The sequence below is a fragment of the Micromonospora sp. RP3T genome (assembly GCF_003027925.1).
Taxonomy (GTDB): domain Bacteria; phylum Actinomycetota; class Actinomycetes; order Mycobacteriales; family Micromonosporaceae; genus Micromonospora.
Genome location: NZ_PYPS01000017.1, coordinates 94,711 through 109,181 on the forward strand (window position 1 = coordinate 94,711; position 14,471 = coordinate 109,181).

Sequence of the window (14,471 nt, forward strand, 5' to 3'; positions counted from 1 at the left end):
GCCGCTACGGTCAGCGGGTCTGCTCCAGCCAGGAGGCGAAGAGCAGGGCGTAGACCGAGTCGGTGTCCCGGACCAGCTCCTCGTGCGGGCCGCGCTGCACGATCCGGCCCCGGTCCACCACGATCACCTCGTCGGCCGCCTGCGCGGTGGAGAGCCGGTGCGCGATGGCCAGCGTGGTGCGCCCCCGGGTCACCGCGTCCAGCGTGCGTTGCAGGCGCACCTCGGTGGCCGGGTCGACCGCGCTGGTCGCCTCGTCGAGCACCAGCAGGTCCGGGTCGGCCACGTACGCGCGGGCCAGCGCCACGAGCTGCCGCTCGCCGACGCTGAGCGCCTCGCCGCGCTCGCCCACCGGGGTGTCCAGCCCGGCCGGCAGCCCGTCCAGCCAGTCGGCCAGGCCCAACTCGGTGAAGGCGGCGGTGAGCCGGGCGTCGGACAGGTCCGGGCGGGCGAACCGGACGTTCTCCCCGACCGTGGCGTCGAACAGGAAACCGTCCTGCGGCACCATCACCACCCGGGCGCGCAGTGAGTCGAAACGGACCTGACGCAGGTCGACGCCGGAGAGCAGCACCTCGCCCTCGGTCGGGTCCATCAGCCGGGTGAGCAGCTTGGCGAACGTGGTCTTGCCGCTGCCGGTCTCGCCGACCACCGCCACCCGGCTCTTCGCCGCGATGTCCAGCGTCACGTCGTGCAGCACCGGCGGCCCGCCCGGATAGGCGAACGTCACCTGGGCGAAGCGGACGTCGAGTGGACCGGACGGCAGCTCCCGGCCCCGCTCGCCCGGGTCGGCCACGTCCGGCTCGACGTCCAGCACGTCGAGCACCCGACGCCAGCCGGCGATCGCGTTCTGCGCCTCGTTGAGCACCTCGGTGGCGATCTGCACCGGCTGGATGAAGAGCGTGACCAGGAACAGGAACGCGGTGAGTTGGCCGACCGACAGCGTCCGGTCGACACCCAGGCTCACCCCGACCACCACCACGCCGGCCAGCGCCAGGCCGGCGGCCAGCTCGCCGACCGAGCTGCCCAGGATGCTGATCCGGATGGCCCGCTGCTGGGCCACCCGCTGCCCGTCGATCGCCGCGTCCAGCCGGCGGGCGGTGCGCCCGGCGATCCCGTACGCCCGGATCACCGGCGCGCCGACCACGCTCTCGCCGATCGCGCCGAGCAGCGTGCCGGTCCGCTGCCGGACCAGCCCGTACGCGCCGGCCAGTCGGCGCTGCAACTGCCGGATGATCAGCACCGCGGGCGCGAACGCGACGAGCACCACGAGCGTCAACTGCCAGGAGTACGCCAGCATCACGGCGGTGGTCACCAGCAGCTGCCCCAGGTTGACCAGGAGGATCACGCCGCCCCACTGGAGGAACTGGGTGATCTGGTCGACGTCGCTGGTGACCCGGGAGACCAGCGACCCGCGCCGCTCGGACTGCTGGTGCAGCATGGACAGGTCGTGCACGTGCCGGAACGCGCGGGTCCGCACGCCGGCCAGCGCGGTCTCGCTGACCGTGAACAGCCGGCGCATCATCAGGTAGCCGCAGGTGGTGGTGACCACCAGCACGGCGACGGTGACCGCCACGGTCAGCGAGATGACGCCCAGGTCGAGCCCGCCGACGATGCCGTGGTCGATGCCGCGCTGCACCGCCACCGGCACCGCCACCCGACCGACCATGTAGACGAGCGCCAACGCCAACGTGGCGGCCAGCCCGGTCTTCAGCTCCGGGGAGAGCGCCAGCCCGCGCCGCAGCGTCCCCCAGGTCGACTCGGCCCGCTCGGTCGTGGTCGTGGTCGTGGTCACCGGTCGACCTCCATCTCCAGGCCGGACGGCACCGGCGTGACCTCGTCGTACGTGCGGTTCTGCTCGCGTTCCTGTTCGGCCTGCTCGTAGGCGGTGACCAGGTCGGCGTACCCGGGCACGGTGGCCAGCAGCTCGGGGTGCGTGCCGCGGGCGACCACCCGGCCCTGCTCCACGTAGATCACCTCGTCGGCGAGCGCGATGGTGGCCCGCCGGTACGCCACCACCAGGATCGACGCGCCTCCGTCGCCGGGGGCGCGCAGGCCGGCCAGGATGGCCGCCTCGACCCGCGGGTCGACGGCGCTGGTGGCGTCGTCGAGCACCAGCAGCCGGGGCCGGCCGGCGAGCGCCCGGGCCAGCGTGAGCCGTTGCCGCTGCCCGCCGGAGAGCGAGGTGCCCCGCTCGCCGACCATGGTGTCCAGCCCGTCCGGCAGGGCGGCGACGAAGCCGTCCGCCTCGGCCAGCCGCAGCGCGGCCCACACCTCGTCGTCGCCGACGCCGGCCCGGTCGAGCGTGATGTTGGCCCGGACCGTGTCGTCGAAGACGAACGGCACCTGGGCCACCAGCGCCACCGTGGCGGCGAGCGAGGCGGCGGTCAGCTCGCGCACGTCGACGCCGTCCAGCGTGACCCGGCCACGGTCCGGATCGACCAGCCGCACGGCCAGCGACGCGATGGTGGACTTGCCGGCGCCGGTCGGACCGACCAGGGCCACCGTCTTCCCGGCCGGCACCGTGAACGTCACCTCGCCGAGCACCTGCGTGCCGGGCTGGTGCGCCTCGGCCGGCTCGTACCCGAAGTGGACGTCGGCGAAGCCCAGCGTGGCCGGCTCCCGGCGGTCCGGGTCGAGCGTCACGTCGCCGTACGGCATCTCGCCGGTGGCGTCCAGGACCCGGCTGACCCGCTCCCAGCCGGCGACGCTGCGCGGCAGCTCGGCCAGCACCCAGCCGATCGCCCGCACCGGGAAGGCCAGCACGGTGAACAGGAACGCGACGCTGACCAGCTCGGTCACCGTGATCGCGCCCTGGCGGAGCCGGACCGCGCCGACCACCAGCACGGCGAGCGTGCCGAGGCTGGGCAGGGTCTCCAGCATGGGGTCGAAGACGCCGCGCAGCCGGCCGACGGAGATCAACGCGTCGCGCAGGTCACCGGCGCGGGCGGCGAAGCGGGCCGTCTCCTGGGACTCCCGGCCCATGGTCTTGACCACCAACGCGCCGTCGAAGCTCTCGTGCGCGATGCCGCTGACCTCGGCGCGCAGCCGCTGGGCGCGGGCCTGGCGGGGCGCCATCCGGCGGGAGTAGACCACGTTGAGCGCGAACAGCGCGGGGAAGACGGCGAGGCCGACCAGCGCGAGCGCCCAGTCGGTGACGAACAGCGAGGCCACGGCGCCGACCAGCATCACCAGCGTGCCAACGGCGAACGGCAGCGGCGCGATCGGGTACCAGGCGGCCTCCACGTCGGAGTTGGCGTTGGACAGCAGCGTGCCGGTGGAGTTGCGGTGGTGCCAGGAGAGCGGCAGGTCCAGGTAGCGGCGAGTGACCCGGCGACGGTAGGCGGCCTGGAGCCGGTACTGCATGTAGCCGGCGCCCAGCCGCCGGCCGAAGATGCCGACCACCCGCAGCACGCTGATCCCGAACAGCGCCGACGCGGCGAGCGCGAGGGCGCCGCCGGCCACCGCGCCGCGTTCGACCGCCGGCACCACCACGTCGCCGACCACCGCGCCGACCACGTACGCGCTGGCGATGACGAGGAGGCCGAAGAGCACGCTGCCGCTGACCGCCACCGCGAAGATCCGGGGTTGCTCCCGGATCGCCCGGCCGAGCACCCTGAGCCCCTTGCCGAGCACGTCCCGACTTGTCCCGCTCGCCACGCTCTCCCCCGCCGTAAGCCACAGTTTTCTCCCCCATCCTTACCGCTCGTCGCCGCGTACGCCGACCCGGCCGGGATATGTCCGCCGTCACGTTCGCGCCGCCCGGGCCGGACGGCGGGCGGCGACCGGCGGCCCGGGAACGCCGCGTCCGGCCATGGCGCGCCGATCGGGCCGGGCGGGCCTACGATCGGGCCATGCCGCGGTACGCCCGAGCGGAGCGCGAGGCGCTCGCCGATCTGATGCTGGAACTGGGACCGGACGCGCCGACGGTCAACGAGGGGTGGAACACCCGTGACCTGGCGGCGCACCTGCTGGTGCGGGAGCGCCGGCCGGACGCGGCCGGCGGGATCCTGCTGCCGCCGCTGCGGGGGTACGCCGAGGCGGTGCGCCTGCGGGTCGCCGCCGGCCCGTACGCCGATCTGGTCGCCCGGGTCCGCCGCCCGCCGGTGTGGAGCCCGGTGAGCAATCCGCTCACCGACGAGCTGGCCAACGGCATGGAGTTCTTCATCCACCACGAGGACGTGCGCCGCGCCCGGCCCGGCTGGCATCCCCGCGACCTGCCGGCCGGGCAGCAGGCGGTGCTCTGGAAGCGGGTCGCCCTGCTGGCCCGGATGGCGCTGCGGCGGTTTCCGGCCGAGGTGCTGGTGCAGGCGCCGGGGCACGGCGAGTTGCGGGCCGGCCGGGGCGGCGAGCGGCTGCGGCTGGTCGGCGCGCCGGGCGAGCTGGTGCTGTTCCTCACCGGCCGGCAGCGGGTGGCCCGGGTCCAGGTGGAGGGCCCGGCCGGGCCGGCGGAGCGACTGCGCGCGGCCGAGCTGGGACTCTGACCGAGCGTAGGCAGTCGGTGACCGACTTATGGCGGAAACCGCACATCCCAGTGATGAATGCCGATCGATTCTGCCGTACGCTCCTGCCCGCCGCCCCGCTCCGCGGGCGGCGGACAGGGGGCACGGATGCGTGGCTTCGCGCTCTCGGCGCTGCACGAACCACCCTTCCCGGCGCGCCGGCACCCCGCCGTCGAGCGGGTCACCGCGGAGAGCGCCGGCTGGGTACGCGACCTCGGCCTGGTCCGTGACCCGGCCGGGCGGCGCCGGCTGGCCGGCGCGCACGCGGCGGAGCTGGCCGGACGGGCCGGCCCGGAGGCCTCCCCGGCTGGCCTGCGCCTGCTCACCGACCTGATCAACTGGCTGTTCGTGGTGGACGACGCCTGCGACGACGACGGCCTGGGCGCGGACCCCACCCGGCTGGCCCCCACCGTGGCGACGCTGCTGAGCGTGCTGGACCGGCACGGCGACCCGACTGCGCCGGCGCCGACCGGCGGCCCGTTGGCGATGGCGCTCGACGACCTGTGCCGGCGGGCCCGCGACGCGCAGCGGCCCGCGCTGCTGCTGCGCCTGGTCAGCCAGTTGCGCGAGTACCTGCTGGCGCTGCTCTGGGAGGCGGCCAACCGGGAGCACCGGCGGGTGCCCGGGGTGGCCGAGTACGTGCAGATGCGCCGGCACACCGGCGGCGTACGCCCCGGCTTCACGGTGACCGACCTGGCCCACCCGGCGCGCCCCGGCCCCGCCCGGCGGGCCGATCCGGCGCTGGCCGCGTTGGACGGCCTCGCCGCCGACCTGGTCTGCTGGTGCAACGACCTGTTCTCCTACGGCAAGGAGCGCGGCGTCGCCCCGCCGGCGCACAACCTGGTCACCACCATTGCCGGCGAGACCGGTCAGGACGAGGCGGCGGCGCTGCGCGAGGCGGCGGCCCGGTTCAACGCGGCGCTGGCGGCGTACGCGGAACGGGACGCGGCGCTGGCCGTCGCCGCCGACGACGGGGTCCGCGCGTTCCTCGCCACCCGCCGGGACTGGATCCGGGCCACCTACGACTGGTCCCGCGCCGCCACCCGGTACGCCTGAGCCCGAACCCCGGCCGATCCGCACTAGCCGCTGCCCCGGTGCAGGCAATACTCTTCGGTAACCGCAGACCGGCGTGACCCCCGTCACGTCCCTCCACCCCTGAAGGCGGCTTCCACGATGGCTCTCGATGTACCGTACCGTTCCGTACCGGACATGTTCCTCAAGCGCGTGGCGGACTCCCCCGACCGGCACGCCTTCGCCCACCCCGCACCCGACGACTCGGGCCCGGTCTGGTTGACGTGGGAGCAGGTCGGGCAGCGCGCCAAGGCGATCGCGGCCGGGCTGCACGGGCTGGGTGTGGGCCTCGAGGACCCGGTGGCGATCCTGGCCAACACGCGGCTGGAGTGGGTGCTCGCCGACTTCGGCGTGATGTGCGCCGGCGGGGCCACCACCACCGTCTACCCCACCACCGAGCCCGAGGAGGCGGCGTACATTCTCGCCGACTCGGGGTCGCGGGTGCTGTTCGCGGAGAACCCGGCCCAGGCCACGAAGATCGCCGGCGCGGAGTTGCCGGCGCTGACCCACGTGGTGCTCCTCGACGGCGCGGCCGACCCGGCGGCCGGCGTTCCCCAGCTCACGCTCGCCGAGCTGGAGGAACGCGGCGCCGCCGCGCTGGCCGCCACGCCCGGCCTGATCGACGAGCTGGTCGCCGGCATCGGCCCGGACCACCTGGCCACCCTGATCTACACGTCGGGCACCACCGGCCGGCCCAAGGGCGTGGAGCTGCTGCACGGCGGGTGGTGCTGGGAGGGCGTCGCGCAGGCCGAGCTGGGCCTGCTGCGCGTCGACGACCTGCAATACCTGTGGTTGCCGCTGTCCCACTCGTTCGGCAAGACGCTGCTCTGCGGCGCCACCCACGTCGGGCTGCCCACCTACGTCGACGGCCGGGTCGACCGGCTGGTCGACCTGCTCGGCGTGGTCCGGCCGACGCTGATGTGCGGCGCGCCCCGGGTCTTCGAGAAGGTCTACAACAAGGCGGTCACCACCGCGCAGGGCGCCGGCGGCGCGAAGGCGAAGATCTTCGGCTGGGGCGTCGCGGTCGGCAAGGAGAAGGTCGCGCTGGAGCAGGCCGGCAAGCCGGTCCCGGCCGGGCTGCGGATGAAGTACGCGCTCGCCGAGAAGCTGGTCTTCAGCAAGCTCCAGGCCCGGCTCGGCGGCCGGATGCGGGTCCTGGTCTCCGGCGCGGCGCCGCTGAGCAAGGAGATCGCCACCTTCTTCGCCGCCGCCAACCTGCCCATCTCGGAGGGGTACGGCCTCACCGAGACCAGCGCCGGCGCGTTCGTCAACCCGCCGGACGGTCTCAAGATCGGCAGCGTGGGCCGGGCCATGGGCGACCTGGAGTGCCGGATCGACACCGACGGCGAGATCCTGGTCCGGGGTCGGCCGGTGATGCGTGGCTACCACAACCTGCCCGGGGAGACCGCCGAGGCGTTCACCGACGACGGCTTCTTCCGCACCGGCGACATCGGCACGCTCGACGACGACGGCTACCTGCGCATCACCGACCGCAAGAAGGACCTGGTCAAGACGTCCGGCGGCAAGTACGTCGCGCCGTCGCACATCGAGGGCATGTTCAAGGCGATCTGCCCGTACACCTCGCAGGCGGTGGTGATCGGGCAGGCCCGCAACTACTGCACCATGCTGGTCACGCTGGACCCGGACGCGATCAAGGGCTGGGCCGCCGGCACGGGGCTCGACGGGCGCGACTACACCACGATCGTCACCTCGCCCGAGGCGCGGACGATGGTCGAGGGGTACGTGGACGAGCTGAACGCCAAGCTCAACCGCTGGGAGACGATCAAGAAGGTGACGATCCTCCCCCGCGACCTGACCATCGCCGACGGCGAGGTCACCCCGTCGTTGAAGATCAAGCGCCGCAGCGTGGAGACCAACTTCGCCGGCGAGATCGACAAGATGTACGAGGGCACGCTCGCCGAGCTGTGACGTGTCCCCGGCGCCGCGCCGGCCGTGCCCCACCGTCCCGGGGCACGGCCCGCGCGGGACCGGCCCCGGCGGCCCGCGCCGTCACAGGTGTTCCCGACGCCACCGGCTCTGCTCGGCCTCGGCGGCCACCTGCTCCTCCAGCGCGAGCTGACGCACCCGGCGGCGGCGGCCGTCCTCACTGCGCGTCTCCCAGGTGACGCCGGCGCCGGTGAGCACCGCCAGCACGCCCAGCGCGGCCACCTCCGGGATCCGGAACGCGAACGGGCCGACCACGACCAGCGCCGCCACCGTGACCAGCAGCGGACGGTGCACCTCGCGCACCGCCAACCACCAGCAGCCGGCGATGCTGAGCAGGTAGAGCGCCACCCCGCCGAAGAGGACGCCGCCCCAGAAGTCACCCAACGGCCACCCCCAGGGCGGGGTGGCCGGGTCCGCGATCTCGGCGAGCAGGTCCTTGAGGCCGAGCGCGTAGAAGATCGTCCCGGTGACCATCGGCAGGTGCAGGAACGTGTAGACCGAGCGGCTCAACCGCAGCCGGGCGTCCCGGTCCCGGGCGTGGTGCAGCGCCTGCTCCAGCGCGAACGCCAGCGTGTCGAAGTACGCCCACCAGAGCGCCGCCACGATCGCGATGCCGAGCAGCGCGGCCACCGCCACCGGGCCGGTCAGCGGCAGCCCGGTCTTCGGGCCGAGCCCCAGCGCGATGATCGACTCACCGAGCGCGACCAGCACCATCAGCGCGTGGCGTTCCGCCCAGTGCCCGGCCGAGACCACCACCCACCAGTGCCAGGCCACGGTGGTGCCGACCACGTACTCGACAAGCACCGCCAGCGTCCAGAGCGCCAGTTGCAGCCCGACCGCGAGCCGGCCGTCGGGCAGCCAGGCCCGGACGGTGCCGGCAGCCACGAGCAGCACGGTGGCCACGACCGGCACCAGGATGCGCAGCAGGAACCGTCGACGACGCACCGGGTCGGCCCGGTCCACCCGGCCGAACACGGTGAGCTGGGCCATCCGGATCACGAAGTAGCAGCCGGCGAAGACCAGCGGGCCGGGCAGGCCGCCGGGACGGTCGGAGAACGCGCCGGGCGCGCTGAGCACGAGCAGGAACGTGGCCGCCACCGTCACGAAGCCGACCAGCGGCAGCATGCCCTGGTCGGCGCGGCAGGCGTTGCCCACCCGCGCGAAACCGGTCCACGACCACCAGAGCAGCGCCAGCACCAGCAGGAAGCGGTAGAGGTTGACCGGGGTCAGCTCACTGGCGGTCAGCGTGGTGACGCTGAGGAACGCGAAGACGAAGACCAGGTCGTAGAAGAGTTCCAGCCGGGTGGTGCGGGAACCGGGGGCGGCGGCGCGCAGCGCCCACGTCCAGCGGGCGTCGCTCCGGTTCCCCACCCGGGCAGTCTGCGGGGCCGCCGCCGTCCGGGGCTCCGGTTCGGCTGGCAACCACCGGAACGGGACCGGTCGCTCAGGCGATGACGCTCGGCTCCCGCCACTGCGGCCGGCCGGCCCGGTCCAGGTCGTAGCGGACCGCGGCGAGCCGCCCCACCGCCTCCGCCAACTCCGCGGCTGGCAGCGTGAACGGCAGCCGGAGGAACCGCTCCAGCGTGCCGTCCAGGCCGAACCGGGGACCGGGCGCCAGCCGTACGCCGACCTCCTCGGCCGCCCGGGCCAACGCGCTGGAGATCGGGCCGTCCAGCTCGGCCCAGAGCGTGACGCCGCCACGCGGCACCCGGAACCGCCAGTCGGGCAGCCGGTCGGCGAGCGCGGCGACCAGCGCGTCCCGCTGGCCGGCGAGCTGGGTCCGGCGGGCCGCCACGATGGCCGGCGCCTGGGCCAGCAGGTGCACCGCGACGAGCTGGTCGAGGACCGGACTGGCCATGTCCACGCCGACCCGGGCCGCGGCCAGCCGCTGCACCTGCGGCGCGGAGGCGCGGACCCAGCCGATCCGCAGCCCGCCCCAGTAGGGCTTGCTCATCCCGCCGATGCTGATCACCCGGGAGTGCCTGTCGAAGACCGCCACCGGTGGCGGCAGCGGGGTGTCGTCCAGCGGCAGGTCGACGAAGGACTCGTCCACCACCAGGTCGGCGCCGGCGGCGTGGGCCGCGCCGACCAGCCGCTCGCGCAGGTCGGCCGCCATCAGGTGGCCGGTCGGGTTGTGGAACTCCGGGATCACGTACGCCAGCTTGGGCCGGGTCTGCCGGAGGCTGCCGAGCAGCAGGTCGGCGTCCCAGCCGTCGTCGGAGAGCCCGTGCGTGGCGATCCGGGCCCGCCGGGCGGCGAGCGCGGCGAGCGCGTTGGGGTAGGTGGGCGACTCCACCAGCACCCCGCCGCCGGGGGACAGCGCCAGCCGGAGCACCAGGTCCAGCGCGTGCTGGGTGCCGCTGGTGACCATGATCTGCTCGGGGCTGGTGGGCAGGCCACGCTGGGTGTAGCCGCGGGCCACCGCCTCGCGCAGCTCGATGATGCCGGTGGGGTGGTAGCCGGCGCCGCCGAGATAGCGGGGCAGGTCCTCGGCCGCGGCGCGGGCGGCGGGGACGAGCTGCGGCGGGGCGGAGAGCGCGGCGACCCCGAGGTCGATCATGTCCCGGTCGTCGAGCGGCGTCCAGAGGCCAGTGCTGGCCACCCGGTGGGTGCCCGGCAGCATGGTCCAGCTCCCCGCGCCGCGCCGGCTCGCCAGGTGGCCGCTCTCCCGCAACTCGCGGTACGCGGCGGTGACGGTGGTCCGGCTGATCCGGAGCGCCTCGGCCAGTTCCCGCTCGGCCGGCAGGCGTACCCCCAGGGGCAGCCGGCCGTCGGCGAGCAGGCCACGGACGGCGGCGGCGAGCGCGACGTAGTCCGGGCTGCGCCGCCGGCCGGGCAGCGCGTGCCACTGGCCGAGCAGCCGCGCCAATTGGACACCGCGCACCTGGCTGGTCATGGCCACTCCTCCTCGATTGGCCTCTCCGGCATGGCCGATTGGACCCTAGGGTGGCATGCATGGCACAGCTTGGCAATCTCCGGGACCGGCCGGTGCGGCGACTCACCCAGCTCTACGCCGGCCTGGTCCTCTACGGGCTCAGCATGGCGCTGATGATCCGGTCCGGGCTGGGCCTGGATCCCTGGGACGTGTTCCACCAGGGGCTGGCCCGGCAGACCGGCCTCTCCTTCGGCACGGTCACCATCGCCGTCGGCGCCGTGGTGCTGCTGCTCTGGATCCCGCTGCGGCAGCGCCCCGGGCTCGGCACGATCAGCAACGTGGTGGTGATCGGGCTGGTCGTCGACGGCACCCTGCTCGTGCTGCCGCCGGGCGAGGGCCTGCCGGTACGCGCCGCGCTGCTGGTGGTCGGCATCGTCGCCAACGGCGCCGCCACCGGCCTCTACCTGGGCGCCGGGCTCGGCCCCGGGCCGCGCGACGGCCTGATGACCGGCCTGGTCGCCCGCCGCCCGCGCCTGTCGATCCGGCTGGTCCGGACCGTCATCGAGGTGACAGTGCTCGCCCTCGGCTGGCTCTTCGGCGGCACCGTCGGTCTCGGCACGGTGGCCTACGCGCTCGCCATCGGGCCACTCGCCCAACTGTTCATCCCGATCTTCGCGATCCCACCCGACCGGTCCGCGCCTACGCTGCGTGAGCGCGTTCGGGCCGACCGCCACCGTACGGGTCGGCCCGCAGCGCGCTGAGCTGCGACGACGTGCGCCGGGAAAACCGGGTGTTTTCTCCGCCGTCGCGGGCGGGCATCATTCGTGCATGGGGGACAACGGATGGCGTTGGAGCGACGCCTGGATCTTCGTGGCGTTGGTCATCGCGAGCGGCGCCGGCCGGCACCGCCGGGCCGCCGCCACACGCCGCCCCGAGGGGGTGCGTCTCGCCGACGTCCTCTCCACCGCCGACCACCTCAACCAGGCCATTCCCGAACGACACGAGGTCGAGGGAGCGGTCCGGCGGCTCGTCGGCGCCGGCCTGGTCAGCGTCGCCGACGGCTGGTTCCGGGTCACCCCGGACGGTGAACGGCTCTGGCGCACCCGGCCCAGCGCCGGGCTCGGCACCACTGTCGACACCGTGCAGGGCGTGCTGACCCGCCGGCACCCGCCGGGCGAGGCCGAGTGGCAGCTCGCCGAGGACGACCACGCCGCCGCCGTCCAGGAGTACGTGGTCCGCTCCATCCCGATGCCCCGCCGGTCCCCGGAGGGGCGCTCCGGGCGACAGTGACCCGTGGGCCCGGCTCCCGGTCAGCGCACCGGGTGCCCGGCGCCGCGCAGCGCGTCCTTGACCTCGCCGACGGTCAGCTCGCCGAAGTGGAAGACACTGGCCGCGAGCACCGCGTCGGCGCCCGCGCCGACGGCCGGCGGAAAGTGCGCCACCGCGCCCGCGCCACCGCTGGCGATCACCGGCACCTCGACCACGTCCCGGACCGCCTGGATGAGCGGGAGGTCGAACCCGGCCTTGGTGCCGTCCGCGTCCATCGAGTTGAGCAGGATCTCGCCGGCACCCAGCTCGGCGCCCCGCGCGGCCCACGCCACCGCGTCCAGGCCGGTGCCGCGCCGGCCGCCGTGCGTGGTGACCTCGAAGCCGCTGGGCGTCACCCCGGCCGGGGCGCGCCGCACGTCCAGCGAGAGCACCAGCACCTGGCGGCCGAACCGATCGGCGATCTCGGCGATCAGCTCCGGGCGGGCGATGGCCGCGGTGTTCACGCCGACCTTGTCCGCCCCGGCCCGCAGCAGCGTGTCGACGTCGGCGACCTGCCGGACGCCGCCGCCCACGGTGAGCGGGATGAAGACCGACTCGGCGGTGCGCCGGACCACGTCGAGCATCGTGCCGCGGTCGCTGGACGAGGCGGTGACGTCGAGGAACGTCAGCTCGTCCGCCCCGGCCCGGTCGTACGCCGCCGCCAGCTCCACCGGGTCGCCGGCGTCGCGCAGGTCGACGAAGTTGACGCCCTTGACCACCCGTCCGGCGTCCACGTCCAGACACGGAATGACCCGCACCGCCACCGTCATGCCGGAAAGCCTAGCCAACGCGGAAGCGGCGGTGGCCGGCCGGTGAGGCCGGTCACCGCCGCTTCCGCGGGGCGGGGCGTCAGAGGCGGACGAGCATCTTGCCGAGGTTCTCGCCGCGCAGCAGGCCGAGGAAGGCGTCCGGGGCCTGCTCGATGCCGTCGACCACCGTCTCGTCGTACGACAGGCGACCCTCGCGCAGCCAGCCGGCCACCTCCTGCACGAACTGCTCGCGCAGGTGACCGTGGTCACCGACGAGGAAGCCGCGCAGCGTCAGCCGCTTGCCGATCACCAGCGCCAGGTTACGCGGGGCGGCCGGCGGCTCGGCCGAGTTGTACTGGGCGATCATGCCGCAGATGGCGGCGCGGCCGTGCAGGTTCATCGCCCCGATCGCGGCCTCCAGGTGCTCCCCGCCGACGTTGTCGAAGTACACGTCGACACCGCCCGGGGCGGCGGCCTTGAGCTGCTCGTACACCGGCCCGTCGTGGTAGTCGAAGGCGGCGTCGAAGCCGAGCGCGGCGAGCCGCTCGACCTTCGCCCGGGAGCCGGCGCTGCCGATCACCCGGCCGGCGCCGCGCAGCTTCGCGATCTGCCCGACCATCGAGCCCACCGCGCCGGCCGCGCCGGAGACGAAGACCGTCTCCCCCGGCTTCATGGCGGCCACGTCGAGCAGCCCGGCGTACGCGGTCAGCCCGGTCATGCCGAGCACACTGAGGTAGGCGCTGACCGGCGCGAGGCCGGCGTCGACCTTGCGGACGGCCGTCGCGTCGACGAGCGCGTACTCGCGCCAGCCCAGGCCGTGCAGCACGACGTCACCGGGCTTGACGCCCGCGGCCTCGCCGGCCACCACCTCACCGATCGCACCGCCGTCGAGCGGGGCGTCGAGCGCGAACGGCGGCACGTACGACTTGACGTCGTTCATTCGTCCCCGCATGTACGGGTCGACGGACATGAACTGGTTGCGCACCACTACCTGGCCCGGACCCGGCGTCGGCACCTCGGTGGTGACCAGCCGGAAGTTGTCGGCGGTCGGCCAGCCCTCGGGGCGGGACGCCAGGTGGATCTCCCGGTTCACGCTGCTGTCGCTGCTCACAGGGCCTCCCGGACGGTCAGGGCGACCTCGATGTTGCCGCGGGTCGCGTTCGAGTAGGGGCAGACCTGGTGGGCCGCCTCGACCAGCTTCTCGGCGGCCGGGCGCTCGACGGCGGGCAGGTCCACCACCAGTGTCACGGCCAGGCCGTAGCCGCCGCTGCCGTTCGGGCCGATGCCCACCTCGGCCTCGACGACCGAGCCGGCGACGTCCGCCTTGGCCTGGCGGGCGACGATACGCAGCGCGGAGTGGAAGCAGGCCGCGTAGCCGGCCGCGAAGAGCTGCTCGGGGTTGGCCGCGCCGCCGGCGCCGCCCATCTCCTTCGGCACGGCGAGGTTCAGGTCGACGGTGCCGTCGGAGGTGCGGACGTGGCCGTCGCGACCGTCGCCGGTGGCCTTGGCGGACGCGGTGTAGAGGACCTGCATTGTCACTGCTCCTTCTGTCGGTGGATCGTCTCGGTGACCCGGGTGAGCGTGTCGCGGAGGTCGACCAGTTCGGCCGCCGTGAGGCCGGTGGCCACGGCCACCCGCATCGGCACGTCCGCCATCCGCTCCCGCAGCGTCCGGCCCCGATCGGTGAGGCCCACCTCGACCCGGCGCTCGTCGGCGGCCGACCGGGTTCGCACCACCAGACCGGCCGCCTCCAGCCGCTTGAGCAGCGGGGAGAGCGTGCCGGAGTCGAGCCGGAGCCGCGCGCCGAGCTCGGAGACCGTGGGGGCGTCGTCGTCGCGCTCCCAGAGCACCAGCAGCACCAGGTACTGCGGGTAGGTCAGGCCGTGCTCGTCGAGGATGGGCCGGTAGACGTCGGTCAGGGCGCGCGACGCCGCGTAGAGCGCGAAGCACACCTGCCGGCGTAGCACCAGATCATCGGTCACCCGTCGAAAGGTAGCGCACAATCAAGTTGTGCACAACCTATAG

General features: G+C 74.2%; 13 protein-coding genes. 5 read left to right on the plus strand and 8 right to left on the minus strand.

The window, feature by feature from the left end; genetic code table 11:
* Positions 1 to 10: 10 nt before the first annotated feature.
* Positions 11 to 1,789 carry an ABC transporter ATP-binding protein gene (locus C8054_RS15935; protein ID WP_107157575.1) on the minus strand — a complete coding sequence of 593 codons (1,779 nt, stop codon included), beginning with the start codon at positions 1,787 to 1,789 and terminating at the stop codon, positions 11 to 13.
* Positions 1,786 to 3,654 carry an ABC transporter ATP-binding protein gene (locus C8054_RS15940; RefSeq protein WP_199199774.1) on the minus strand — a complete coding sequence of 623 codons (1,869 nt, stop codon included), beginning with the start codon at positions 3,652 to 3,654 and terminating at the stop codon, positions 1,786 to 1,788. Before C8054_RS15940 ends, C8054_RS15935 begins: the two co-directional genes overlap by 4 nt.
* 194 nt (positions 3,655 to 3,848) lie before the next feature.
* On the opposite strand from C8054_RS15940, the gene C8054_RS15945 reads away from it, so the two are divergent.
* The 3 genes from C8054_RS15945 to C8054_RS15955 all read left to right on the plus strand — a co-directional run bounded on the left by C8054_RS15945 (position 3,849) and on the right by C8054_RS15955 (position 7,496).
* Positions 3,849 to 4,478 carry a TIGR03085 family metal-binding protein gene (locus C8054_RS15945; protein ID WP_107157619.1) on the plus strand — a complete coding sequence of 210 codons (630 nt, stop codon included), beginning with the start codon at positions 3,849 to 3,851 and terminating at the stop codon, positions 4,476 to 4,478.
* 126 nt (positions 4,479 to 4,604) lie between these two features.
* The gene (locus C8054_RS15950; RefSeq protein ID WP_107157576.1) at positions 4,605 to 5,552 is read left to right on the plus strand and encodes a terpene synthase; all 948 of its coding nucleotides are present in this window, start codon (positions 4,605 to 4,607) and stop codon (positions 5,550 to 5,552) included.
* Positions 5,553 to 5,669: 117 nt separating this feature from the next.
* Positions 5,670 to 7,496 (plus strand): long-chain fatty acid--CoA ligase, encoded by a 1,827-nt coding sequence (locus tag C8054_RS15955; protein WP_107157577.1) that lies wholly within the window; start codon positions 5,670 to 5,672, stop codon positions 7,494 to 7,496.
* An 81-nt stretch (positions 7,497 to 7,577) separates the two neighbouring features.
* On the opposite strand, the gene C8054_RS15960 is transcribed toward C8054_RS15955, so the two are convergent.
* Positions 7,578 to 8,885, minus strand: coding sequence for a low temperature requirement protein A (locus tag C8054_RS15960; protein WP_199199775.1), 1,308 nt, complete (start codon positions 8,883 to 8,885; stop codon positions 7,578 to 7,580).
* A gap of 73 nt (positions 8,886 to 8,958) precedes the next feature.
* Positions 8,959 to 10,410 carry a PLP-dependent aminotransferase family protein gene (locus C8054_RS15965; RefSeq protein WP_107157578.1) on the minus strand — a complete coding sequence of 484 codons (1,452 nt, stop codon included), beginning with the start codon at positions 10,408 to 10,410 and terminating at the stop codon, positions 8,959 to 8,961.
* A 59-nt stretch (positions 10,411 to 10,469) separates the two neighbouring features.
* Between C8054_RS15965 and C8054_RS15970 the strand changes: the two genes are divergently transcribed.
* Together C8054_RS15970 and C8054_RS15975 are read left to right on the plus strand one after the other, a co-directional pair.
* Positions 10,470 to 11,150, plus strand: coding sequence for a YitT family protein (locus C8054_RS15970; RefSeq protein WP_107157579.1), 681 nt, complete (start codon positions 10,470 to 10,472; stop codon positions 11,148 to 11,150).
* Positions 11,151 to 11,217: 67 nt separating this feature from the next.
* Positions 11,218 to 11,679: a hypothetical protein gene (locus C8054_RS15975; protein WP_107157580.1), complete on the plus strand. Its 462-nt coding sequence runs from the start codon at positions 11,218 to 11,220 to the stop codon at positions 11,677 to 11,679.
* A gap of 20 nt (positions 11,680 to 11,699) precedes the next feature.
* On the opposite strand, the gene hisF is transcribed toward C8054_RS15975, so the two are convergent.
* From hisF to C8054_RS15995, 4 genes are all read right to left on the minus strand, one after another.
* Positions 11,700 to 12,467 carry an imidazole glycerol phosphate synthase subunit HisF gene (gene hisF, locus C8054_RS15980; protein ID WP_107157581.1) on the minus strand — a complete coding sequence of 256 codons (768 nt, stop codon included), beginning with the start codon at positions 12,465 to 12,467 and terminating at the stop codon, positions 11,700 to 11,702.
* 79 nt (positions 12,468 to 12,546) lie between these two features.
* Positions 12,547 to 13,557 (minus strand): NADP-dependent oxidoreductase, encoded by a 1,011-nt coding sequence (locus C8054_RS15985; protein ID WP_107157582.1) that lies wholly within the window; start codon positions 13,555 to 13,557, stop codon positions 12,547 to 12,549.
* Positions 13,554 to 13,979 carry an organic hydroperoxide resistance protein gene (locus C8054_RS15990; RefSeq protein ID WP_107157583.1) on the minus strand — a complete coding sequence of 142 codons (426 nt, stop codon included), beginning with the start codon at positions 13,977 to 13,979 and terminating at the stop codon, positions 13,554 to 13,556. Before C8054_RS15990 ends, C8054_RS15985 begins: the two co-directional genes overlap by 4 nt.
* Before the next feature lie 2 nt (positions 13,980 to 13,981).
* Positions 13,982 to 14,428: a MarR family winged helix-turn-helix transcriptional regulator gene (locus C8054_RS15995; protein ID WP_107157584.1), complete on the minus strand. Its 447-nt coding sequence runs from the start codon at positions 14,426 to 14,428 to the stop codon at positions 13,982 to 13,984.
* Positions 14,429 to 14,471 lie beyond the last annotated feature (43 nt).

Excerpts from the sequence above, each read along its gene's own strand:
- C8054_RS15945 (WP_107157619.1), top strand. The coding sequence starts at position 3,849 with ATGCCGCGGTACGCCCGAGCGGAGCGCGAGGCGCTCGCCGATCTGATG.
- C8054_RS15950 (WP_107157576.1), top strand. The coding sequence starts at position 4,605 with ATGCGTGGCTTCGCGCTCTCGGCGCTGCACGAACCACCCTTCCCGGCG.
- C8054_RS15955 (WP_107157577.1), top strand. The coding sequence starts at position 5,670 with ATGGCTCTCGATGTACCGTACCGTTCCGTACCGGACATGTTCCTCAAG.
- C8054_RS15965 (WP_107157578.1), bottom strand. The coding sequence starts at position 10,410 with ATGACCAGCCAGGTGCGCGGTGTCCAATTGGCGCGGCTGCTCGGCCAG.
- C8054_RS15970 (WP_107157579.1), top strand. The coding sequence starts at position 10,470 with ATGGCACAGCTTGGCAATCTCCGGGACCGGCCGGTGCGGCGACTCACC.
- C8054_RS15975 (WP_107157580.1), top strand. The coding sequence starts at position 11,218 with ATGGGGGACAACGGATGGCGTTGGAGCGACGCCTGGATCTTCGTGGCG.
- hisF (WP_107157581.1), bottom strand. The coding sequence starts at position 12,467 with ATGACGGTGGCGGTGCGGGTCATTCCGTGTCTGGACGTGGACGCCGGA.
- C8054_RS15990 (WP_107157583.1), bottom strand. The coding sequence starts at position 13,979 with ATGCAGGTCCTCTACACCGCGTCCGCCAAGGCCACCGGCGACGGTCGC.